The following is a 22,347-nucleotide window of genomic DNA, read 5'->3' as shown; positions in this document are numbered from 1 at the left end:
AGCGCCTAGACCCGCCGCACCTTGACCACGTTGTCGACCCGGCTGGCGTCCTGCCCGTCCGGCCCCTTCATCGGACTCTCGACGACCTCCTCGGTCTCCACGCGCCAGCCGCCATCCGCCTGCCCGATCTCCTGAAGAACGTCCGCCGTCGTCGGGAACCGATGCTCATGCGCGGGCTCGGTGATCCACGACGGCCACCCGGCATGCCCGATGACCAGCAACACCCCGCCCGACCTCACGGCCTGCGCGGCCCGCCGCAACGCCCCGGCGCGCTCGCCCGCACGCTCGACCGGGGAGTGGAAGTAGGCGGCGAACACGAGGTCGAACTCACCGTCCGGAAAGGACTCCCCGAGATCCACCCGCCGCCAGTCCACTTCGGCCCCGACCTCGGTGGCCCGCTTCGCCGCCCGCCCCAACGCCGTCTCGGAGATGTCCACAGCGGTCACCCGCCACCCGCGTTCCGCCAACCAGATCGCGTCCCCACCCTCAGCACACCCCAGATCGAGCGCACTCCCGGGCGCCTCGTCGGCGACCTCCCGCACCAGCAACCCGTTGACGTTGCCGGACCACACCTGCTCCCGCTCCTGGTAGAAGCTCTCCCAGAACTCGGCGGGACTCTGCGAAGAAGTATCAGTCACCCCCGAATGATGCGCCGCCCTGGCCACCTTGGCGAACTTTGTTGCCGAACCGGCAAGGCCGGTCGGTCGGGTCGGGAAGCAGGGCGGGTGTCAGCGCCAGGAGGGGGTCGAGTCGGCGGCCTTGCCGAGGAGGAACAGGCCGATGCCGACGACGAGCGGCAGGATGACCAGGGTCCAGATGAGAATGAGTTTGATCGTCCGCAGTTGCAGCAACTGGTGGTAGAGGATCTGGGTCTGCGCGGCCTGCTGGTCGGGCGCCTCCTTGATGAGGTCTTCCCACAGCTGTACTTCCCGAGGGGCTATTCCGGCTTCGAAGTCGCTGGTGATGTGGCGCAGGTCCGAGTGTGCGGGTTCTTCCATCGGTGGGCTCCCGTCGCTGGGTGACCCTTCTGTGTCGCCGGGCGTGTGCGGGCTGTTACTCGGCGGTGAGCAGGACGCCGGGGTTGAGGAGGTTGTCGGGGTCCCACGCGTGTTTGATCGAGTGGTAGAGGGTGCGTTCAGCGAGCGATCGGGTCAGCGGGAGCCAAGGAGCCTTCGCTGTGCCGATTCCGTGTTCGGCCGAAATCGTTCCGCCGCGAGTGGCAGTCGCGCGGAGGATGGCGTCGGTGAGGGCTTCCTCGTCCGGCGCACCGACCACATTGACGTGGAAGTTGCCCTCGGCGAGGTGGCCGAACAACACCAGCGTCGCGGTTTCCGGGATCAACGCGCGCACGTCGCGTTCGAAGGCGGCCGCTTCGGCGGGTGGGACGCCGACGTCCAGTTTGAGGGGTGGGCCGAGGGTGTTGATGGCCTCGGCGTGGGCCTCGCGGTGGGTCCACAGGGTGCGCCGGGACGCCTCGTCGATGGCGAGGGCCGAGTCGCGCAGGGCGGGGAGGTCGGCGACAAGGTCGCCCAGGGCGTCGGTCGGGTCCTCGTTGTCGGTGCATTCGACGAGCAAGTACACGGGGTGCGCGGCCGGGAAGGGCGGAGCGATCCGACGGTGCGCGCACACCAGACGCAGTCCGTCGTCGTAGAAGATCTCGGCGGAAGTGAGCGACGGGAGCGCGCGCAATGCGGCCACCGCGGTCACGGCATCCTCGGTGCGATCGAACGCCAGCGTCGCGGTGGCGCGGTGCGTGAACGCGGGGATCAGACGCAGGCGGACGGCCGTGATCACCGCCAGGGTGCCCTCGCTGCCGACCAGGGCGCCCGCCAGGTCGTACCCGGTGCTGTCCTTGGGCAGCCCACCCAGGTTCCCGACCACCTGCCCGTCGGCCAACACCGCCTCGACGCCCACGACCTGCTCGCGCATCGACCCCCACCGCAACACCCGCAACCCGCCCGCGTTGGTGGCCACCAACCCACCCACGGTCGCGCTGTCCCGCGAGGCGATGTCGACCGCGAAATCGAGCCCGGCCGACATCGCGTGCGCGGTCAGCGCGGCCAAGGTCACCCCCGCGCCCACCGTGACCTGTCGAGTGACCGGGTCGACCGCCCCCAACCCGGTCAACCGCGTGAGACTCAGCACGACCTCGCCGTCGCGCGGAACACCGCCACCGACCAGCCCCGTGTTTCCACCCTGCGGCACGACCGGCACACCGATCTCCCGGCAGATCCGCAACACCTCGGCGACCTGGTCCCGATCCGCCGGACGCACCACCAGCCGGGCGTTCCCGGAGAACCGCCCGGTCCAGTCGGTCGCGTACCCGGCGACGACCTCGGGATCGGTGAGCACATGCGCCCGCCCGACGACCTCGCCCAGCCGTTCCGCCAATCCCACCGCGTGCCTCCTCGTTCCATCCCGTTCCACGCTATCCCGGAACCGTCATCCTGTTCCGGTGACTCCCAACGAGTCTGGCGCCTGTTCCGGACGGCGAACTCCTCGGCGAGATCACAGCTCGCCTTCTTCACGGTGAAACCCTTGCCAGACCGGGAAACCGGCCCTCGTCGAGTCCGATATGGACAGTGCAGTCGACGAGCGGGAACACGTCTACGGCCAGACCGCCGCCACCCTTGTCTCCCCACGAGGCCCGGTCCCATCCGGTTCCAGCGCGGCCAGGGCTGTGGATTCGGGGCTCTTGTGGACAACCCCGTCGACAGGTGCGGAGGGTGATTGAAATCCGTCGCATCGGGAACTCGGATGGGGTAGTCGACGGGAAGGAATCAGAGATGGCAGCGCTCACCGACCGCGGGATCGCTTTCCTGGTGGCACCGGAGGGCACCGAACAGGTGGAGTTGACCGAGCCGTGGCAGGCGGGCGGCAGGCCAGTGCTCGGCTCCACCGAACCAGGCCAGGTGCAGGCGTTCAACCACCTCGACCAGGGTGACCTGTTCCCGGTCGACAAGGTCGTGATCGACACATCCGGTAATCAGCTCATCACCAGTCGTGAAACCGATGACCTGCCCACCTCCTGCGCCGCCCCTCGGGAGCACTTCGGTTGTTAGCTCCTACCGGAATCGCATCGGTATAGGGGGCGAAATGCGCTAACGACCCCCGCCGTGATGCCGACGTCCGGGGCAGGAGGTGAGACCCATGAGTGCCGAGACGATTTCTCAGCAAGCCGGGGCAGCGTTGCCCACCGCGCCGTGCAGCGTCGTGTGGAGCCAGGGGCACGCCTACGTGCTGGAGTACTCCGGCGGGGGCGCCCGCTGGGTCGGTTTCGATGCTTTCGGCAGGCCGACCGCGTTGTCCGCGACCGCCCTCGAACGCCAGGGCTGGACGCACACGCGCACCGGCTGACCCGCGCCGCGAACGCTCCCACCGCCCGCGTCTACCCTTCCCGCATGGCCGAAGTCGTGCGGGAAGGGCAGCTCCCGGATCGGGTGTGGACGATCCCGAACCTGTTGAGCATGTTGCGCCTCGCAGGCGTGCCGCTGTTCCTGTACCTGCTGCTGTGGCCCAAGGCCGACGGCTGGGCGCTGGCCGTGCTCGCGTTCAGCGGCCTGAGCGACTGGCTGGACGGCAAGATCGCCCGCTGGCTGGACCAGACCAGCAGGCTGGGCGCGCTGCTCGATCCCGCCGCCGACCGGCTCTACACGCTGGTCACCATCATCGCCTTCGTGCTGCGCGACATCGTCCCGTGGTGGGTCGCCGCGCTGTTGGTGGGTCGGGACGTGGTGGTCGCCGTCTGCCTGCTCGTGCTGCGCCGGAACGGGTTCGCCCCGCCCGAGGTCACCTACGTCGGCAAGGCCGCGACCTTCAACCTGATGTACGCCTTCCCCATGCTCCTGGTGGCGCAGGGCGGTTCCGACTTCGCCGCCGTGGTCCGACCGGTGGCCTACGCCTTCGTGGTCTGGGGTGGCCTGCTGTTCCTGTGGTCGGGGCTGCTGTACGTGGTGCAGACCCGGGCGGCGCTGCGCCTGCCGCCCGCGGTGAGCGTTTAAGCTCCGCAGCACCGTTTCACGTTTCGGCGGTCCCTGTCCCGAAAAGAGGGCGTCTGGTGATTCCCGAGGAACTGCGCTATACCGAGGACCACGTCTGGGTCGCGACCAGGGACGACGACGTCGTCCGGGTCGGCATCACCGAGGACGGCCAGGACGAGCTGGGCGACCTGGTGTCGGTGCGGCTGCCCGAGCTCGGCGACCGGGTGGCCGCGGGTGCCGCGCTCGGCTCGGTCGCCGCCGACGGCGCCACCGCCGAGGTCGTCGCCCCGGTCGGCGGCGAGGTGGTGGCCGTCAACGTCGCCGTGGACGTCGAGCCCGACCTGGTCAACTCCGACCCGTACGGCGAGGGTTGGCTGGTGGAGATCCGGCTGGACGACCCGGACGCGGTGGAGGCGCTGCTGGACGCCGACGCCTACCAGGTGGTCACCCGGTCGTGAAGGTCATGCGACGATCTTGACCGACCGGGTGGGGGACCGCTCCCGCGAGGGGGTACCACCGACCCGGCGCCTGATCGCGCACGGTACGTTGGCAACTGTTCAGCCGAACTGACCAGCAGGAGGAGAGCTCAGGTGAGCACGAACGACGGGCCCGGCGTCCCGCCGGAGCAGTCTCCGGAGCGGACTTCGGTCTTCCGGGCCGACTTCCTCACCGAGGGCGGCGAGGTTCCTCCCCCGGCCCCCGAACCCGCGACCGCGGGTGTCGACGCCCTTCCGGCCGGTTCGGCCCTGCTGGTGGTCAAGCGCGGCCCCAACGCGGGCTCCCGCTTCCTGCTGGACCGGGACACGACCAGCGCGGGCAGGCACCCGGACAGCGACATCTTCCTCGACGACGTCACCGTCTCCCGGCGGCACGCGGAGTTCCGCCGCGAGGGCGGCGAGTTCGTGGTGATCGACGTGGGCAGCCTCAACGGCACCTACGTCAACCGCGAGCCGGTCGACCAGGCCGTGCTCAACGGCGGCGACGAGGTGCAGATCGGCAAGTTCCGCCTGGTGTTCCTCACCGGCCCCGGCATGGGGGCCTAGGGCGGTCGTGACGGCGGCCGGTGGGCCCGAGCGTGCCGGGCTGAGCATCGGCGCGGTCCTGTCGCGCCTGCGGCCGGACTTCCCGGACATGACCATCTCCAAGATCCGCTTCCTGGAGGCGGAGGGGCTGGTCAGCCCGGATCGCACGCCGTCGGGCTACCGGCGGTTCACCGAGGCGGACGTGGCGCGGCTGCGCTTCGTGCTGGCGGCGCAGCGCGACCACTACCTGCCGCTGAAGGTGATCAAGGAGCAGCTGGACCGGGCGGGCGGCCCACCGCCGGAGGCGTTCGACCGCCCGACCCGGGGCCTCGCCGCGGTGCCGACGCCCGCGCGGGCCGAGCCGGTCCCGGCCCGGATGCCGCGCGCCGACCTGCTCGCGCGGGCGGGCGCGGACGCGGATCTGCTGGCCGACCTTGAGCAGTACGGGCTGGTCAGGGCCGAGGCCGACGGCTGGTTCGACGCGGACGCGTTCGGCGTGGTCAAGACCGCCGCGGCGCTGTCCGAGTACGGCATCGAACCCCGCCACCTGCGCGCCTTCCTGGCCGCGGCCGACCGCGAGGTCGGGCTGGTGGAGCAGGTGGTGGCGCCGATGTACCGGCAGCGCGACCCGGCGGCGCGGGCGCGGGCCGACGAGCTGGCGCGGGAGCTGTCCGGGCTGACGGTCACACTGCATTCGCTGCTGGTGAACGTCGGGCTGCGGCGCGTGACCGGGAAATAGTTTCGCCCCGCCAGGTGTTGTCCCGGGTGGCGTGATCACGGTGAGATAGGCGGGCGTGGGGGCCGGATGGCGGGTAGCGTCGAAGTTGGCGATGAGCGATCCTCGATGGGACCGGGGCTTGACGGTCAGGTCTGACGGACAGGGCTTGGCGGACAAGCCTTGATGGACACGGCTTGATGGACACAGCTTGATGGGACAGGGCCTGATGGGACCGCGGGACGCCGATGCCCCAGCGAGCGGAGGGAGGCGAGCCCGATGAGCGAGATGCGCGTCGTGGGTGTCCGGGTGGAGTTGCCCGGCAACCAGCCGATCTTGTTGCTGCGCGAGACCGAGGGCGAACGGTACCTGCCGATCTGGATCGGCTCGGTCGAGGCCACGGCGATCGCGCTGGAGCAACAGGGGGTGCGACCTGCCCGACCGCTCACCCACGACCTGCTCAAGGACGTGATCGGCGCGCTCGGCCGGGAGCTGGAGCAGGTCCGGATCACCGACCTGCGCGAGGGCACCTTCTTCGCCGAGCTGGTCTTCGACGGCGACGTCCGCGTCTCCGCCCGGCCGAGCGACTCGGTCGCCCTGGCGCTGCGCGTGGGTGTGCCGATCCACGCCGAGGACGCCGTGCTGCAGGAGGCCGGGCTGATCATCCCGGACGAGCAGGAGGACGAGGTCGAGAAGTTCCGGGAGTTCCTGGACTCGGTCTCCCCGGAGGACTTCCGCGGCGCGGACACGTAGCGGACTGCGCGGTCCCCCGCGCGTCGCGTTGACCTCCCCGCGCCCCCGTCTTACCGTCAGGGACGAGCGGATCGCGCCCGAACCCACCTCCGGTACACCGCACCGGGGGGCCGTCGGGCGGTTCCCGCTCGGCCGACGGTTCCCCAGGGTGGAGCGGGCGGTCTCGTTTTCGCCGGCCATGGGCGGCCGGACGAGGGGAGGCAGGCGTGTTCGAGGAAGGTCCCGTCGGGGCTGACGCGGGAGAGCAGGGCGAACTGTTCCCGGACGCCTCACTGCCCGACGAGCTCGTCGGCTACCGGGGTCCCGCCGCGTGCCAGATCGCAGGCATCACCTACCGGCAGCTCGACTACTGGGCGCGCACCGACCTGGTCGTCCCCACGGTCCGCAGCGCCCACGGGTCGGGCTCGCAGCGGCTCTACTCGTTCAAGGACGTCCTGGTGCTGAAGGTGGTCAAACGCCTCCTGGACACCGGGGTGTCACTGCAGAACATCCGGGTCGCGGTCGACCACCTCCGGCAACGCGGGGTGCGCGACCTGGCCCGCATCACCCTGTTCAGCGACGGCGTGACGGTGTACGAGTGCACGTCGCCGGAGGAGGTCGTCGACCTGCTCCAGGGCGGACAGGGGGTGTTCGGGATCGCGGTCAGCGGGGCGATCCGGGAGATCAGTGGGACGATCCACGAGTTCCCGGCCGAGCGGGCGGACGGGGTGGAGATCCCGCAGGCGGTGGAGGACGAGCTGACCCAGCGCCGGAAGGCCCGCAACGTGGGCTGAGCCGGGGCCGATCACGTCGCTGGGGGGTTTGCTGCTCGGCGTTCTGTCCGGGGTGCCTGGCCTGAGACGAGAACCGGCCGAGCGGGTCGCCCCGCTCGGCCGGTCGTGGGAGATCTCGGGTGGTCGGTCAGAATCTCGATGGCGGGTCGTGACGCGTCCGCGCACGAGAGAACGACGTCAGCCGCAGTTCTGGTTGTCCAGCTGGTCGTAAGCGGCAGCAGTGGTGACCGGCTGGCCGTAAGGAATCACCTGGCCGGAACCGATGATGCGGAAGTCGTGGATTCCGGTACCGCCGCAGTCGTAGCTGATGTGGTTGAACTTGTAGTCCGAGTTGAATGTGACGGTGCTGGTCACGTCTTGCAGGGTCTCCCAGCCATACCAGCGGCTGCGCTGGATCTTCAGGTTGTGCTGGATGCTTGCCACCGCGAACGAGCACTTGGTGAATGTGTCGTTGTCGATGGTGTTGGCCCAGCGGGAGATGGTCACGGTGATCCCGCATCCGGTGGGGTAGGCCACCTGGGCGACCGAGCCATCTGGACGCTGCTCGAAGTGCAGGTAGATCGTGGTCTTGAGCGGCAGTGCCGGTTCCTTCGCGGCAACGCCTGCCGGGACATGCTCCTCGGTGGTCGGGGCCGCCTGCGCGGTCCCACCCGCGAGCAGCAGCGCCGACAACGCGGCCAGCAGGATCACCGCAAATCTTCGCACCATGACACTCTCCTTGGCTATTAGAAAGTGGGTCCGATATCGACGACAAAAGAGCCCTCGACGACGGCGAGGACGCATGGTCGATCTCGTGGTACCCCCAGTTGGTACGAAAAGGAGATTACCCCGCTGGTGGGAGATGCAAAATACGCCGAATGGCCCAAAAGTGGTACGGCGAATACTTGACCTGATGGAATAGTCTTTGCTGGTTCAGCTTGGGGAGTTGTCTGCCAAGTATTTATTTGGCCAAGGCCGCCCAATGCTTGTTTGCGGTCTTCTCGGGACCGGTCTACTCGTAGTAGGCCCTGATCCAGTCGCGGCGGTCGGCCAGACACGCCTCGAAGTCGTGTACGCGGACAAGCGCGACCTCGGCAGGATCGAAACGGTAGGCATCCAGCACAAGCGAGTGGCAGTCGTCGATTCTGCAGTAGGCCTGCCACGAGTCGGCGTATGTCCACAGTCGCGACTCGATGGCGCGTCCCGCCACGGTGATCCGGGTGGAACCCGACGGCTCGTCGTCCAGGACAAGTCGCCGGGCGGCGGCCATGCCCTGTCGATCGGTGGGCATCCCCGCCGTGGCACGGCTGAATCGGAGACTTCTGACCGCTTGTATCGGGTCGCCCAGAGTGGTGCAGACGAGGATGGTCCTCGCGGTGGGGTCGTTGGGATCCCCGTGCCGGAGACTGCCGGTCTCCGGTTGCCACTCGTCCGCGAAGGTCCACCATCCCGGCATTCGCAGGCCCGACCAGCCTGCCAGGCCGAACAGTGGCAGGGAGACTGCCGTGTCCCGCATTCGGGACTCCATCCAGGCGTTGTGTGCCCAGAACGGGTTCTTGCTCGCGCGCTTGCGGAACCACCTCACTCTTCCATCCTCGCAGCGGTGTCGAGGTGAGGTGACATCTCCACCGGACCCGACCGCCGCGGAGCTGGCCTGACCTGCGGGTCAACGCTGCCGGTCAGGGGGCGGCGGAGCCGCGTGTCGAGGGCTCGGGGGCACTGCGGCTCGGTCCAGGAGGCGAACCGCACCCGCGCCTCGACCCGCGCGCAATCGAGTTACAACTCGTTCGGGTTAGACTCGATGAGCGTCGCCTAACCAGCGCGGGAGAGTCCGGACCACCGAGCCGGCGCCGAAGGAGCAACTCCTCCCCGGAACCTCTCAGGCACAGGGACCGTGCTGGTGAGACGCCTCTGGAAAGCGGGCAACCGACAAGGGCGCCCCGCCGAAGGTGCAAGTCCGGCCGGGCCGGGCGAAGCTCTCAGGCGCCCGCGGGCACGGACAGAGGGGGAGGGCCCAGCGGACACGCGTCCGGCCCGACCGCCCGAGGAGAGCCCGCCCGATGACGACCGACCGGATCCCGCTCGCCGCGCTGGAGCACGGCACCCCCTTCGCCGACCGGCATGTCGGCCCGCGGCCCGCCGAGCTGGCCCGGATCCTCGACGTGATCGGGGTCGGGTCGCTGGAGGAGCTGGCCGAGCACGCGGTGCCGGACTCCATCCGGGAGAGCGGGCTGGCCATCGAGCTGCCGCCGCCCGCCACCGAGGTGGAGGCGCTGGCCGAGCTGCGTGAGCTGGCGGGCCGCAACCGGGTGCTGACCTCCATGATCGGCCTCGGCTACCACGGCACGGTCACCCCGCCGGTGATCCGCCGCAATGTGCTGGAGAGCCCCGCCTGGTACACCGCGTACACCCCGTACCAGCCGGAGATCAGCCAGGGCCGCCTGGAGGCGCTGCTCAACTTCCAGACCATGGTCGGCGACCTGACCGGCCTGCCGACCGCCAACGCCTCCATGCTGGACGAGTCCACCGCGGCCGCCGAGGCGATGACGCTGCTGCGCCGGGCGGGCCGGTCCAAGTCGAACCGGTTCGTGGTCGACGCGGACACGTTCCCGCAGACCATCGCCGTGATCGAGACCCGCGCCGAGCCGCTGGGCATCGAGGTCGTGGTCGCCGACCTGGCCGAGGGGCTGCCGGTCGAGGACTTCTTCGGCGTGCTGCTGGCCTACCCGGGCACGAGTGGCGCCGTGCGCGACCACGCCGAGTTGATCCGCGCGGCGCACGGCCGGGACGCCAAGGTCGCGGTCGCCGCCGACCTGCTGGCGTTGACGCTGCTGCGCGCGCCCGGCGAGATCGGCGCGGACGTGGTCGTGGGCACCACGCAGCGGTTCGGCGTGCCGATGGGCTTCGGCGGGCCGCACGCAGGCTACATGGCCGTGGCCAAGGGCCTGGAGCGGCAGCTGCCGGGCAGGCTGGTCGGGGTGAGCGTCGACGCCGACGGCAAGCCCGCCTACCGGCTCGCGTTGCAGACCCGTGAGCAGCACATCCGCCGCGAGAAGGCCACCTCGAACATCTGCACCGCGCAGGTGCTGCTGGCCGTCGTCGCCTCGATGTACGCGGTCTACCACGGGCCGGACGGGCTGCGCTCGATCGCGACCCGCACCCACCGGATGGCCGCCGTGCTGGCCGAGGGTCTGCGCCGGGGCGGGGTCGAGGTGGTCGAGGACGGGTTCTTCGACACCGTCCTCGCGCACGTGCCCGGCCGCGCCGCCGAGGTCGTGGCCGCCGCGCGCGAGCTGGGCGTCAACCTGCGCCAGGACGGCGACCACGTCGCCATCGCCACCGACGAGACCACCACCCGCGCCCACCTGCGCGCCGTCTGGCAGGCGTTCGGCGTCTCCGGCGACGTCGACGAACTCGACACCGAGACCCCGGACGCGCTGCCCGCCGACCTGCTGCGCACCTCCGACTACCTCACCCACCCGGTCTTCGGCACGCACCGCTCCGAGACCGCCCTGCTCCGTTACCTGCGCTCGCTCTCGGACAAGGACGTCGCGCTCGACCGGAGCATGATCCCGCTCGGCTCGTGCACGATGAAGCTCAACGCGACCGCCGAGATGGAGCCGATCACCTGGCCCGGCTTCGCCGACCTGCACCCGTTCGCGCCCGCCGAGGACGCCCGGGGCATCCTGCGCATCGTCGCCGACCTGGAGCAGTGGCTGGCCAAGCTCACCGGCTACGACGCGGTCAGCCTCCAGCCGAACGCGGGCAGTCAGGGCGAGTTCGCGGGCCTGCTGGCCATCCGCGCCTACCACCGCGCCCAGGGCCACGGCGAGCGCGACGTGTGCCTGATCCCGTCCAGCGCGCACGGCACCAACGCCGCGAGCGCGGTCATGGCAGGCATGCGCGTGGTGGTCGTGGCCTGCGACGACTCCGGCAACATCGACCTGGCCGACCTGCGCGTCAAGGTCGCCGAACACGCCGCCGACCTGGCCGCGATCATGATCACCTACCCGTCCACGCACGGCGTCTACGAGGACACCGTGCGCGAGGTGTGCGGGCTGGTGCACGACGCGGGCGGCCAGGTCTATGTGGACGGTGCCAACCTCAACGCCCTCATCGGACTCGCCCGCTACGGCAGGTTCGGGTCGGACGTGTCGCACCTGAACCTGCACAAGACGTTCTGCATCCCGCACGGCGGCGGCGGCCCCGGCGTCGGCCCGATCGGCGTGCGCGCGCACCTGGCGCCGTTCCTGCCGAACCACCCACTGCAGCCCGCCGCGGGCCCGGCCACCGGCGTCGGTCCGATCAGCGCGGCACCCTGGGGCAGCGCGTCGATCCTGCCGATCTCCTGGGCGTACGTGCGGATGATGGGCGCCGACGGCCTGCGCCGCGCCACCCTGACCGCCGTCGCCGCCGCCAACTACGTCGCCCGCCGCCTCGACGAGCACTTCCCCGTGCTCTACACCGGCGCGGGCGGCTTCGTCGCGCACGAGTGCATCCTGGACCTGCGGCCGATCACCAAGGCCACCGGCGTGACCGTGGACGACGTGGCCAAGCGGCTCGCCGACTACGGCCTGCACGCGCCCACCATGTCGTTCCCGGTCGCGGGCACGCTGATGGTGGAGCCCACGGAGAGCGAGGACCTGGCCGAGCTGGACCGGTTCTGCGCGGCCATGATCGCAATCCGGGGCGAGATCGACCGGGTCGCGGCGGGGGAGTGGCCGCGCGAGGACAACCCGCTGGCCAACGCGCCGCACACGGCCGCGTCCATCGCGGGCAAGTGGGACCACCCGTACAGCCGCGAGGAGGCGGTGTTCCCGGCCGGGACGTCCGCGCCGAAGATCTGGCCGCCGGTGCGCCGGATCGACGGGGCCAAGGGCGACCGGAACCTGGTCTGCTCCTGCCCGCCGATGGAGGCGTACAGCTGAGGTCGGCGTTGCCCGTCCGGGGAATCCCGGGCGGGCAATCTCACATCCGGGAAGAGAACGCGCCGGGGCGGTGTTGGCTGTCCTGGAGTACTCCGTTCGAGACAAGGAACACCCCATGGCGCAGGTCCCGGGCATCCGGCTGAACGACGGCCACACCATCCCGCAGCTCGGCTTCGGCGTCTGGCAGGTGCCGGACGACGAGGTGGTCACCGCCGTGGGCACCGCGCTGGCGGCCGGGTACCGCAGCATCGACACGGCCGCCATCTACGGCAACGAGCGCGGCGCCGGCATCGCGATCGCCGAGTCCGGCCTGCCGCGCGAGCAGCTTTACGTGACGACCAAGCTGTGGAACCACGACCAGGGCCACGACTCGGCGCTGCGCGCGTTCGACGCGAGCCTGGAGCGGCTCGGCCTGGAGTACGTCGACCTGTACCTGATCCACTGGCCGGTGCCCGCCCGCGACGCCTATGTGGACACCTGGCGCGCGTTCGAGAAGATCCGCGCCGACGGTCGGGCCCGCTCCATCGGCGTGTCCAACTTCCACGTGCCGCACCTGCGCCGCCTGCTCGCCGAGACCGACGTGGTCCCGGCGGTGAACCAGATCGAGCTGCACCCGAACCTGCCGCAGGCCGAACTGCGTGCTTTCCACACCGAGCACGGCATCGCCACCGAGGCGTGGAGCCCGCTGGCCCAGGGCGAGCTCCTCGGCGACGCGACGCTGGCCGCGGTCGCCGAGAAGCACGGCAGGAGCCCGGCGCAGGTTCTGCTGCGCTGGCATGTGCAGCTGGGCAATGTGGTGATCCCGAAGTCGGTGACGCCCGCGCGGATTCAGGCCAACATCGATGTGTTCGACTTCGAGCTGTCCGCTGAGGATGTGGCGGTGTTGGCGGCTTTGGAGAACGGCAAGCGCGTCGGGCCGGATCCGGACATCTTCAACCCGTGAGGTCCGGCTCGCCGGATCGTGCCGCTAGGCCGGTTCGGCGAGCTTGATCGCCGCTCGCATGCCCGCCACCGCCAGCGCGTCCGCCCGGTCGTTCTCCGGGTGTCCACTGTGGCCCTTGACCCAGTGCCACTCGACCTCGTGCCGGGTCACCGCCGCGGTGAGGCGCTGCCACAGGTCCACGTTCTTGACCGGGTCGCCGGTGGCGGTGACCCAGCCGCGGGCGCGCCAGCCGTCGATCCACTTGGTGATGCCGTTGCGGACGTAGGTGCTGTCGGTGTAGAGGCGCACGACCGAGGGGCGGGTCAACGCCTCCAGGGCCCGGATCGGCGCGGTCAGCTCCATCCGGTTGTTGGTCGTGGTGGTCGCCTGGCCGCCGGACAGCTCGCGCTCGTGGCCGCCGTAACGCAGCAGGGCGCCCCAGCCGCCGGGGCCGGGGTTCGGGCTGCACGCGCCGTCGGTGTAGATCTCGACGGCGGTCATCGGCCGATGATGTCGTCGACGAGCTGCCGTGCGGAGTCCTTGTCGAACCCGCCGGAGATCTGCACGGCCCCGGCGGTGATCGCGGCCTGGATGGTCGGCGCGGAGACCAGCTTGCCGTCGACCACGAACGCGAGCTGCTCGCCGACGTGCTCGGAGGTCCACTTGGCGAACAACGCGGACGAGTCCGCGGGCAGCTCCATGACCACCATCCACTGCCCGGTCTGCGGCTCCACCTCGGCGGTGAGCTTGGTGAACCGGGTGAACTCCCCGATCTTCGCCGCCAGCGTGTAGACCGCGCCGTCCTTGCCGAGGAACTGGTCGGGCCCCGACGGCTCGCCGCTGGGGGAGACGTTGGTGACCGGCCGCAGCTCGACCGGCACCTTGGCCTCGATCGGCCCGCCCGACGTGCCAGCGGCAGGAGAACCCTGTCCGACGGGCACACCCTGCACGGTCGCATCACCGCAGGCGACCAGGCCGAACGTGAGCAGGCACGCCAGCAGACCACCGATCACTTTCCGCATACCGGCGATCCTAGGACGAGCGCGTCGGGGCCCGCGCGGAGTTGTCCACAGGTGCCCTGCTCGTGCTCGGCACCATCGTCGAACCACATCAGTGCCTGGATCGACTCCGGGGCGGCTGGTAGGGGCTCGCGGGCGGGCTCTCCGGCTCGTCGACGGAGTGGTCGGGTGAGCCGCTCACACCTGGCGGGGTCGGCGGAGTGCCGACGTGCACGGTCAGCTTGCTGTCGTGGACCGGAGTCATCGCATCGCTTTCCGCTCGCACCGACGCGTCGAGTTTCTGGATTTGGTCCACCGATATCGACTCCAGCGCGCGGATCGGCTGTTGCAGCAGCTGCCAGCAGTACTCGATCCAGGAATCGTCACCATTGGCGTGGTGACCCATGTGCTGGATCTTGTCCAGGAGAGTGAGGTACACCCGGGTCAGCCGCCGCTCCAGGTCCAGGTGCTTGTCGCCGACTTTGTCGGCGCTGTTCGCGTATTGCCGGTAGGGATTTCCGGTGGACTTGCCCTTCGCCGCGTTCAACGAGCCTTCCAGCGGCTGGAGGTTCTCCGCGTTGTGGTAGTACATCGTCGCCGCGTACATGGAGGGTGCCCAGCCTGCGCCGTCCTTGACGACGAGCTGGCCGAAGTCGATGCCTCGGTGCCTTGTCCTCATTTCCCACAGAGCGCGCGCGCTCGGTTTGTCAGTGGGCCAGGTCGTCATCTCCGCCAGGGCCTGCCGGATCTCGGCCCACGGGAGGATGTGGTCCATCTGGTAGGCGATGAGCGGAACCCAGTTGCCGTAGTGCGGGTCCGCGTGGAATGTTCGCACCACTTCCCGGCGCCCGCCCTTGTCTGTCATCAGCACCGGCCTGTCGGCCCATTTCTCGTTGATGAGACTCGCCTTGAACGCGGTGTTGAAGCTGATCCTTCCCCCTCTCCAGGGCGTGTCCGTCCCGCCCTGGCACCCCTCTGGGAGGAGTGTCTCGGTGTCCGGGCTCCACAGCCCCTCCCTGGGGTCGGCCACCCGTTGGACCGCCAGGGCCGCGGCGCGGTTGCCCACCGTCCGTTGCAGTGCCAGCACAGTGGATGCGCCGACCGCCCCCGGGTGGCCGGGAGTGGTGGGACGGGCAGGCCGGTGCGGCGTCGGCACTGCTTCTTCGGGGGTCGTCCGATCCAGCACAGGGCACCTCCACGGTCCTTTCGTCCCACCGTGTCCGGTGTGGAGCCGATCGGACAAGAAGTGTGCCTCGAACGGGACGGTCCTTTGGTTGCCCGAATGGTCAGGGGTTCGCGGTCACGGCTTGGTCGAGTGCCGCCGCCACGCCCCGGGCGTCGGGGAGCGGGGTGAGGGTGCCGCCGGTGGTGGCGGTCAGGTCGCGCAGGTAGGAGCGGTCGGGGGCGCGGCCGATGCCGATCACGGTCAGCGTCACCGGCTTGGTCTTGTCCGCGACGCGGTGGATCGCGGACTTGGCCTGGGACAGGGACATCGCGCCGTCCGTCCCGCCGTCTGTGATGACCACGATCTGGTTGCGGCGGCCGGGAACGTAGGTCTGCACGGCAGTCCGGTAGGCAGCGGTCACGGTCTCGTAGAAGTCCGTATTACCGGACGCGGCAAGACCGTTCACGGCAGTGTGGAACTCCGCCCGCCGATTGCCGACCGGCCCTGTCGGCACTGCCACCTCGTACGGCTTGCCCTTCGACAGATCGTGCGAGAACGGCCACAGGCCCACCGATCCCGACACCGTGTAATCCACGTAGCCGTGCAGTGCTTCCTTCACCCAGTCCAACCGCGACCGCCCATCCGCCTCGGCGGTACTCATCGAGCGGGAGACGTCGACCAGGATCGTGGTGACCGTCCCGCCCTCCACCGCCGCGGACCACGTGGTCGTGAGCTGTTGCGTCGTGCGGGCATCGGACTTCGCGAAGCCCGGGGTCGTCGGGTCCCAGGTCATCCCGATCGACTTCGCCGGTCGCTCGGTGCTGCGCGCGGCGCGGAGGCCTGCGCGGCCGAACTCGACCTGTTGATCCGGTTCCTGCAGGTACTGGCGGAACCGGTTGGCGGCGTCCGAGCGCGGGGTGTCCGGCTGGCCGGGATTGTTGGGGGCCTCGGTCTCCGCGGGTTCGGTGATGACCACGTACGGGAAGTCGGCGGTCGGAGTGGGACCGTCCGGGACAAGTTCCGCGAGGGGTTGTTTAGCGGGCGGCATGCTGTCCAGCGCCATGTTGCGGCGGTGCAGGTCGACCTCCAACGCCGCCACGCCCGTGTACGGAGCGGTGCCCACGTCCGGTGCTTCCCCGAGACGGGCCAATGCGGCGCTGGTGGTGGTGGGGACGTCGGCGGGTTGCGAGTTCGCGAGTCCGGTCAGCGCGCCCGCGACCGCGGGTTGGGTCAGCATGGGCTGGGTTACCGGGCTCGCCTGCGCTGCCTTGGTCAGCGTGGCCTGCACGGCCAGCACGCTCGCGGTGTTGTCCACCGGCTTGGGCAGCGCGACCGTGATGCGTCCCCACGGCTGGCCGAACCGGGTCCACCCCGACGTGTCCGAGGTCAGGTCGCCCAGTTCCGACCACTGGAAACGTGCCGCGTCGTGCAGGATGCGGGCCGCCGCCTCGGGGGCGGCGAGGACGACCGGGCTGGTGGCCACCGACTCCGGCGCCGCGGCGATGCGCGAGTCGTCGAACGCGGTCAGGCGGTCGGTCCACAGGGTCGACTCCGGCAGCCACGCGTCCGGGCGGTCGCCGAGCGCGCGGGTGTCCCACTCGCCCGTCAGACCGGCCAGCGCGCGGGCCGACTCGACCGAGACCACGTCCACGCGCGCGCAGTGGCCGTCGACCGCGTGCGCGCCCTGGGCCGCGTTCCACAGGCGGGCCGCCGCGCGCACCGGTTGTTCCGCGCTCGGGGTGACCGCGACGCGCAGGACCAGATCGCCGGACGGGCAGGCGGCCGCGTCCGCGGCGGAGCGGCCGGACCGGTCGGCGGTGAACCAGTTCCACCCCGCCCACACCAGCACGAGCAGCGCGACCAGGGCCACGACCGCGCCCGCGACCAGCGACCGGGACCCCCTCTTCCCGTGTGCAGCCATCACGTCCTTTCCGCGCGGCGGTGAACTCGCAGGTGACCGCGCAAGGCCTCCAGCACTCTATTAGGGGAAGCGGAAGCGTCAAGTGAAGTCACGCTGGGTGAAATTCACTAGCGCTACGGCACCCCAGCTGTGACCGGAGCCACTTCCGCGTGGACCGCGTCCTGGGTGGACGGTCCCGCCGGGTGCATGCGTAGGCTCACTAATGAACGAACGGCGACCAACATGTGAACAAGGAGTGTCTGAGCAGGTGAGGTGGCGGATCCGTCCCCGGGACGACTCGTTCTACGACTTCTTCGTCCGCGCGGGCACCAACCTCGTCGAGGGCGCCGCCGTGCTCGCCGGGCTGAAGTCCGCCGACGCCGACCGGGCCGCCGTCTCGGCCAGGATGGCCGAGCTGGAACACGCCAACGACGAGGTCACGCACGGGCTCTACCGCAAGCTCAACAAGAGCTTCGTGACCCCGTTCGACCGCGGCGACGTGCACCGCCTCGGCGCCAGCCTGGACGACGTGATGGACCACATGGAGTCCGTCGGGACCCTGGTCCACCTCTACGGCCTGTCCGGTCTGCCCGCGTTGCCCACCGGAATGCACGAGATGATCGACATCATCGGCCAGTGCGCCGCCCAGCTGGCCGAGGCCATGCCCCGGCTGCCCGAGCTGGACCGGCTGGAGGGCTACTGCATCGAGCTGAACCGGCTGGAGAACCACGGCGACCAGACCTACCGGGCGCTGCTGGTCGAGCTGTTCGGCGGCGACTACGACCCGCTGTGCGTGCTCAAGCTCAAGGAGATCGCCGACCAGCTGGAGCTGACCGTCGACTCCTGCGAGCAGGTCGCGCACGTGCTGGAGACCATCGTGCTCAAGGAGTCCTGAGTGGACCTCCTGGTAGTCGGCGTCGTGCTGCTGGCCATGGGTTTCAACTACACCAACGGCTTCCACGACGCGGCCAACGCCATCGCCACCGCCATCTCGACCCGGGCGATCCGACCGCGCGCGGCGCTCGCCCTGGCCGCGGTGGGCAACCTGCTCGGCTCGTTCCTCGGCGGGCGGGTGGTCAGCACGGTCAGCAAGGAGATCACCGTGCTGCCGCCCGGCCGGGACAGCCTGCTGATCCTGGCCGCGGGGCTGATCGGCGCGATCGTGTGGAACGTGACGACCTGGTATTTCGGCCTGCCGTCCTCGTCCTCGCACGCGCTGATCGGCGGTCTGGTCGGCGCGGCCCTGGTGGGCGGCGCGCCGGTGCTGTGGGGCGGGGTGGTCGGCAAGGTGCTGGTGCCGATGGTGATCTCGCCGTTGGCCGGGTTCGCGCTCGGGTACGTGGTGATGATCGGCCTGATGTGGCTGTTGCGCAGGGCGCATCCGACGCGGGTCAACCGCGGGTTCCGCCGCGCGCAGTGGGTGTCGTCGGCGGCGCTCGCGCTCGGGCACGGGTTGCAGGACGCTGCCAAGACCATCGGTGTCGTCGTCCTGGCGCTGACCGTCGGCGACTGGTGGCACGGCGAGGGCGCCCCACTGTGGGTGTTCCTGCTGACTGCCGCCGTTCTCGCGCTCGGCACCTACAGCGGCGGGTGGCGGATCATGCGCACGCTCGGCGGCAAGGTGATCCAGCTCGACCCACCGCAGGCGTTCGCGGGACAGCTCACCGCTGCGGGCGTGCTCTACGGGGCGGGTATCGGTTTCGGCGCACCCATCTCCACCACACACACGATCACCGCCGCCATCATGGGCGTGGGTGCCACGCGCAGGCTTTCAGCGGTGCGCTGGGGCGTGGCGGGCAGCATCGTCACCGGCTGGGTGTTGACGTTCCCGGCCGCCGCGCTGGTCGCCGTCGTCGCCTCGTACGGGATCGACCTGTTCGTCTGACCCCAGCAACGTCTCGCACAACGAGATCAACCGCTCCCGCAACGGCATGGAACGCGCGGCGAACGCCGACTGGGCGCGCACGTACTCGGCGCGCCCTTCCTCGGTCTCGATCCGCACGGGGGAGTAGCCCAGCGCGGACAGGTCGTACGGGCTTGCCCGCATGTCCAGCGCGCGCACGTCCACCGCGAGTTCGAAACAGTCGGCCACCAGCTTGGACGGGCAGTGCGGGTCGAGCTTGTAGGCCCACTTGAACAGGTCCATGTTCGCGTGCAGACAGCCCGGCTGTTCCATCCCGATCTGGCCGTCCCGGGTCGGGTGCAACGTGTTGCGCGGCCGCGCCGGTTCCGTGAAGAACCGGAACGCATCGAAATGCCCGCAACGGATCGTGGACGACTCCACCACCGCGTCGGTCCCCTCGGAACCGAGACGCAACGGCCACGCCTCGTGCCGGATCTCCCGGGACCGGTACACCATCGCCCATTCGTGCAACCCGAAACAGCCCAGCCGGGGCGGCCGGGACGCGGTGGCGGCGAGCAGGTCGCGCACGAACTCGGCCGTGCCGCGCCGGTTCGCGGCGAGCGGCGCCAGCGCGACACCGTCCGAGGTCTCGACATACGCGGGCCAGCGCAGGTATTCGCGTGCCGACTCGCCCGCCAACGCGACTCCCGGACCGGGATGCCACCGTTCCAGGTGGGCGGGACGGTACGAGTAGTACGTGAACAGGAAGTCCAGGACCGGGTGTTTCTCCTTGCGGGCCCGGCGTTCCTGGTGCGGGACGGTCCACTCCCGCACCCGTTCCACGTGTGCGTCCCGCCGGGCGTGCCACTCCTGTTCCCGCAACACGGCCACTTCAGCCGGAACGGACGGCACGGGATCAGCCATTTCCGTTCCCGATGTGTGTCCCGTCCCGGACCGTCCCGACGTACTCCTCGACCAGGTCCTCCAGCGCCACGACCCCCAGCACCCGCCGGTCCGCCGAGACGGCCTTGGCCAGGTGGCTCTGCGCCCGCCGCAACGCCGTCAGCGCCTCGTCGAGCCGGGAGTCCGCGGGCAGTTCCGGCAGGCCGCGCACCCGGGACCACGGGACCCGGGTCGCCGGGTCGGAGTCGACCTGGTCGAGCACGTCCTTGACGTGCACATACCCGTTCAGCGAGCCGTCCGGCATGCGTACCGGGAACCGGGAGAACCCGGTCTCCGCGACCGCCGCCTCCACCTCGCCCACGGTGGGCGGGTGCGCGAGCGTCTTGAGTTTCGCCAGCGGCACCAGCACCTCCGCCACGGTCCGTTCCGCCGAGGTCAGCGTGTTGGTGAGCCTGCGGTGCTCGGAGTCGTCGAGCAGCCCTTCCCGCCGCGACTCGGCGATCAGGGTGGCCAGCTCGTCCGGGGTGTACGCGCTCTCCAGCTCGTCTCGCGGGCTGACCCCGAACGCCTTCAGCACGGCCGTCGACACCGCGGTGAACATCGACAGCACCGGCCGGACGAGCCGACAGAACGCCAGGTGGACGGGCACGAGCGCCATCGCGGCGCGCTCCGGCCCGGCGATCGCCAGGTTCTTCGGCACCATCTCGCCGAGCACGGTGTGCAGGGTGACCACGATGCCCAGCGCCAGCGCGAACGCGACGCCGTGCACGACCGCCTCGGGCAGGCCCAACGCGGTGAACGGGCCCTCGACCAGGTGCGCGATGGTCGGCTCGGCCAGCGCGCCCAGGCCCAGCGAGCAGATCGTGATGCCCAGCTGCGCGCCCGCGATCAACAGCGGCAGGTTCCGGCTGGCCTCCACGGCCACCGCGGCCCGGGACTTGCCTTCGCGGGCCAGCGCCTCCAGCCGGTCCCGGCGGGCGGTGATGATCGCGAACTCGGATCCCACGAAGAAGGCGTTGCCCAGCAGCAACAGGATCGTCGCGCCCAGCGAGAGAAGGTCGCTCACGCGCTCGCTCCCGGGACGCGGGCCACCCGCAGCTCGGCGACCCGGTGCCGGTCCATGCGCATCACGGTCACCCGCCAGCCGTCGACCCGGATCTCGTCGTTGACCTCCGGGATGCGTCCCAGCCGGGTCAACACGAGTCCCGCCACGGTCTCGTACTCTCCGGTCGGCATCCGGAACCCGGTGGCCTCGGCCAGCTCGTCGTCCCGCAACAGGCCGGAGACCATCCAGCTGTCCCGGCCGAGCCTGCGGACCGGGCTGACCTCGCCCCGGTCGTGCTCGTCCCGGACGTCGCCGACGATCTCCTCGATCAGGTCCTCCAGCGTGACCAGGCCCGCCGTGCCGCCGTACTCGTCGACGACCAGCGCCACCTGTAGACCGGAACCGCGCAGCCGTTCCAGCAATACGTCCCCGTCGAGCGTTTCCGGGACGGATGGGACAGGACGGGCCAGCGAGCCGACCCGGGTGGTCGCGCGCTGCGCGGACGGCACATTGAAGACCTGCTTGACGTGCACGACGCCGCGCACCTCGTCCAGGTCGCCGCCGTGCACCGGGAAACGGGAGTAGCCGGTGGCCCGTGCCAGTTCGATCAGGTCGCTCACCGTCGCGTCCGCCCGCAACGCCTGGACCTGCACGCGGGGAGTCATGAGCTCCTCGGCCGTGCGGTCGCCGAACCGCAACGACCGGCTCAGCAGTGTCGCGGTCCCGGTGTCGAGCGTCCCGGAAGCCGCACTGGAACGGACCAGGCCGCCCAGCTCCTGCGGTGACCGAGCGGAACGCAGTTCCTCCTGCGGTTCCACCCCGAGTCTGCGGACCGCCCAGTTCGCGGACCCGTTGAGGCCGTTGATCAGCCACCGCAACACCGACGAGAACATGGCCTGCACGCCCGCCACCGCGCGGGCCGTGGGCAGCGGCCGCGCGATCGCCAGGTTCTTCGGCACCAGCTCGCCGAACACCATGGACAGCGCGGTCGCCAGCAACAGGGCGACGACCACGGCGATCGCGGTGGCCACCGCGTCGGCCATCCCGGTCCAGGCCAGCACCGGCTCGAAGAGCGCGGCCAGGGCCGGTTCGGCGATGTAGCCGGTGATCAACGTGGTGATCGTGATGCCCAGCTGCGCACCGGACAGCTGGAAGGACAGTGTCCGGTGCGCCTTCTGGATCGCCAGCGCCCGCCGGTCGCCGACCTGTTCGGCGTGGTGGTCGACCTGGCTGCGTTCGAGAGTGGTGAGGGCGAACTCGGCGGCCACGAACACCGCCGTGCCCAGGGTGAGCGCGCACACGGCCAGCAGGCCGAGAACGCTGAGAAGGGGACCGGTCACCGAGCGCCCCGCTCGGCTACCGGGTCGGTATGGTCGCCGGGACCGTCACCCGACGGGGGCTGCGCCTTGCGCACGGAAAGG

23 protein-coding genes, 1 pseudogene and 1 riboswitch are annotated in these 22,347 nt (G+C 70.3%); of the genes and pseudogenes, 12 read left to right on the top strand and 12 right to left on the bottom strand.

Features of this window, described 5'->3' with window-relative positions; all coding sequences use genetic code 11:
- Positions 1-5: 5 nt before the first annotated feature.
- From C503_RS0118005 to C503_RS0117995, 3 genes are all read right to left on the bottom strand, one after another.
- The gene (locus tag C503_RS0118005) at positions 6-638 is read right to left on the bottom strand and encodes a class I SAM-dependent methyltransferase (RefSeq protein WP_018683616.1); all 633 of its coding nucleotides are present in this window, start codon (positions 636-638) and stop codon (positions 6-8) included.
- A gap of 90 nt (positions 639-728) precedes the next feature.
- Positions 729-998, bottom strand: a complete 270-nt coding sequence (locus tag C503_RS0118000; protein WP_018683615.1) for a hypothetical protein — start codon at positions 996-998, stop codon at positions 729-731.
- A 55-nt stretch (positions 999-1,053) separates the two neighbouring features.
- Positions 1,054-2,397: an FAD-binding oxidoreductase gene (locus C503_RS0117995; RefSeq protein WP_018683614.1), complete on the bottom strand. Its 1,344-nt coding sequence runs from the start codon at positions 2,395-2,397 to the stop codon at positions 1,054-1,056.
- Between the two features lie 389 nt (positions 2,398-2,786).
- On the opposite strand from C503_RS0117995, the pseudogene C503_RS0117990 reads away from it, so the two are divergent.
- From C503_RS0117990 to C503_RS0117955, 8 genes and pseudogenes are all read left to right on the top strand, one after another.
- A pseudogene (locus C503_RS0117990) lies at positions 2,787-2,981 on the top strand (protease); the annotation flags it as partial.
- A gap of 169 nt (positions 2,982-3,150) precedes the next feature.
- Positions 3,151-3,357, top strand: coding sequence for a hypothetical protein (locus C503_RS0117985; protein ID WP_018683612.1), 207 nt, complete (start codon positions 3,151-3,153; stop codon positions 3,355-3,357).
- 44 nt (positions 3,358-3,401) lie between these two features.
- A complete protein-coding gene (clsA, locus tag C503_RS0117980) occupies positions 3,402-4,001 on the top strand; it encodes a cardiolipin synthase ClsA (RefSeq protein WP_018683611.1) in 600 nt (199 codons plus the stop codon).
- A 53-nt stretch (positions 4,002-4,054) separates the two neighbouring features.
- A complete protein-coding gene (gene gcvH / locus C503_RS0117975; protein ID WP_156893308.1) occupies positions 4,055-4,438 on the top strand; it encodes a glycine cleavage system protein GcvH in 384 nt (127 codons plus the stop codon).
- A 132-nt stretch (positions 4,439-4,570) separates the two neighbouring features.
- A complete protein-coding gene (gene garA / locus C503_RS0117970; protein WP_018683609.1) occupies positions 4,571-5,023 on the top strand; it encodes a glycogen accumulation regulator GarA in 453 nt (150 codons plus the stop codon).
- Between the two features lie 7 nt (positions 5,024-5,030).
- On the top strand, positions 5,031-5,741 hold the full coding sequence (gene ftsR, locus C503_RS0117965; protein ID WP_018683608.1) for a transcriptional regulator FtsR: 711 nt from the start codon (positions 5,031-5,033) through the stop codon (positions 5,739-5,741).
- Between the two features lie 255 nt (positions 5,742-5,996).
- On the top strand, positions 5,997-6,470 hold the full coding sequence (locus tag C503_RS0117960; protein ID WP_018683607.1) for a bifunctional nuclease family protein: 474 nt from the start codon (positions 5,997-5,999) through the stop codon (positions 6,468-6,470).
- Positions 6,471-6,676: 206 nt separating this feature from the next.
- On the top strand, positions 6,677-7,243 hold the full coding sequence (locus C503_RS0117955; protein WP_018683606.1) for a MerR family transcriptional regulator: 567 nt from the start codon (positions 6,677-6,679) through the stop codon (positions 7,241-7,243).
- A gap of 177 nt (positions 7,244-7,420) precedes the next feature.
- Here the strand turns inward: C503_RS0117955 and C503_RS0117950 are convergent, their stop codons facing one another.
- The gene (locus C503_RS0117950; RefSeq protein ID WP_156893294.1) at positions 7,421-7,951 is read right to left on the bottom strand and encodes a hypothetical protein; all 531 of its coding nucleotides are present in this window, start codon (positions 7,949-7,951) and stop codon (positions 7,421-7,423) included.
- Between the two features lie 283 nt (positions 7,952-8,234).
- Positions 8,235-8,807, bottom strand: a complete 573-nt coding sequence (locus tag C503_RS0117945) for a hypothetical protein (RefSeq protein WP_018683604.1) — start codon at positions 8,805-8,807, stop codon at positions 8,235-8,237.
- 227 nt (positions 8,808-9,034) lie between these two features.
- Positions 9,035-9,127: riboswitch (glycine riboswitch) on the top strand.
- Between the two features lie 155 nt (positions 9,128-9,282).
- Between C503_RS0117945 and gcvP the strand changes: the two genes are divergently transcribed.
- Together gcvP and C503_RS0117935 are read left to right on the top strand one after the other, a co-directional pair.
- Positions 9,283-12,150: an aminomethyl-transferring glycine dehydrogenase gene (gcvP, locus tag C503_RS0117940; RefSeq protein ID WP_018683603.1), complete on the top strand. Its 2,868-nt coding sequence runs from the start codon at positions 9,283-9,285 to the stop codon at positions 12,148-12,150.
- A 115-nt stretch (positions 12,151-12,265) separates the two neighbouring features.
- Positions 12,266-13,093: an aldo/keto reductase gene (locus C503_RS0117935; RefSeq protein ID WP_018683602.1), complete on the top strand. Its 828-nt coding sequence runs from the start codon at positions 12,266-12,268 to the stop codon at positions 13,091-13,093.
- A gap of 24 nt (positions 13,094-13,117) precedes the next feature.
- On the opposite strand, the gene rnhA is transcribed toward C503_RS0117935, so the two are convergent.
- From rnhA to C503_RS39790, 4 genes are all read right to left on the bottom strand, one after another.
- Positions 13,118-13,573 carry a ribonuclease HI gene (gene rnhA, locus C503_RS0117930; protein ID WP_018683601.1) on the bottom strand — a complete coding sequence of 152 codons (456 nt, stop codon included), beginning with the start codon at positions 13,571-13,573 and terminating at the stop codon, positions 13,118-13,120.
- The gene (locus C503_RS0117925; protein WP_018683600.1) at positions 13,570-14,094 is read right to left on the bottom strand and encodes a SecDF P1 head subdomain-containing protein; all 525 of its coding nucleotides are present in this window, start codon (positions 14,092-14,094) and stop codon (positions 13,570-13,572) included. Before C503_RS0117925 ends, rnhA begins: the two co-directional genes overlap by 4 nt.
- A gap of 88 nt (positions 14,095-14,182) precedes the next feature.
- Entirely contained in the window at positions 14,183-15,256 is a 1,074-nt protein-coding gene (locus C503_RS0117920) for a hypothetical protein (RefSeq protein ID WP_156893293.1), read from the bottom strand.
- Between the two features lie 100 nt (positions 15,257-15,356).
- On the bottom strand, positions 15,357-17,156 hold the full coding sequence (locus C503_RS39790) for a VWA domain-containing protein (RefSeq protein ID WP_018683598.1): 1,800 nt from the start codon (positions 17,154-17,156) through the stop codon (positions 15,357-15,359).
- A 247-nt stretch (positions 17,157-17,403) separates the two neighbouring features.
- Here C503_RS39790 and C503_RS0117910 point away from each other — a divergent pair, with 247 nt between their 5' ends.
- Both C503_RS0117910 and C503_RS0117905 read left to right on the top strand, forming a co-directional pair.
- Complete coding sequence (locus C503_RS0117910) at positions 17,404-18,030, top strand: DUF47 domain-containing protein (protein ID WP_018683597.1); 627 nt, start codon at positions 17,404-17,406, stop codon at positions 18,028-18,030.
- Positions 18,031-19,020, top strand: coding sequence for an inorganic phosphate transporter (locus C503_RS0117905; RefSeq protein ID WP_018683596.1), 990 nt, complete (start codon positions 18,031-18,033; stop codon positions 19,018-19,020).
- Here C503_RS0117905 and C503_RS44670 read toward each other — a convergent pair.
- From C503_RS44670 to C503_RS0117890, 3 genes are read right to left on the bottom strand one after another with little or no spacing between them, the layout of a single operon-like run.
- Positions 18,907-19,902, bottom strand: a complete 996-nt coding sequence (locus C503_RS44670) for a 3-methyladenine DNA glycosylase (RefSeq protein WP_245572509.1) — start codon at positions 19,900-19,902, stop codon at positions 18,907-18,909. The two genes, C503_RS0117905 and C503_RS44670, sit on opposite strands and share 114 nt — an antisense overlap.
- Entirely contained in the window at positions 19,895-20,947 is a 1,053-nt protein-coding gene (locus C503_RS0117895) for a hemolysin family protein (RefSeq protein ID WP_018683594.1), read from the bottom strand. The genes C503_RS44670 and C503_RS0117895 overlap by 8 nt, the downstream gene beginning before the upstream one ends.
- Positions 20,944-22,266, bottom strand: coding sequence for a hemolysin family protein (locus C503_RS0117890; protein ID WP_018683593.1), 1,323 nt, complete (start codon positions 22,264-22,266; stop codon positions 20,944-20,946). Before C503_RS0117890 ends, C503_RS0117895 begins: the two co-directional genes overlap by 4 nt.
- Positions 22,267-22,347 lie beyond the last annotated feature (81 nt).

Origin of the sequence: Actinokineospora enzanensis DSM 44649 (genome assembly GCF_000374445.1) — a bacterium.
Lineage (GTDB): Bacteria > Actinomycetota > Actinomycetes > Mycobacteriales > Pseudonocardiaceae > Actinokineospora > Actinokineospora enzanensis.
This window is presented reverse-complemented; position numbering and strand designations above follow the sequence as displayed.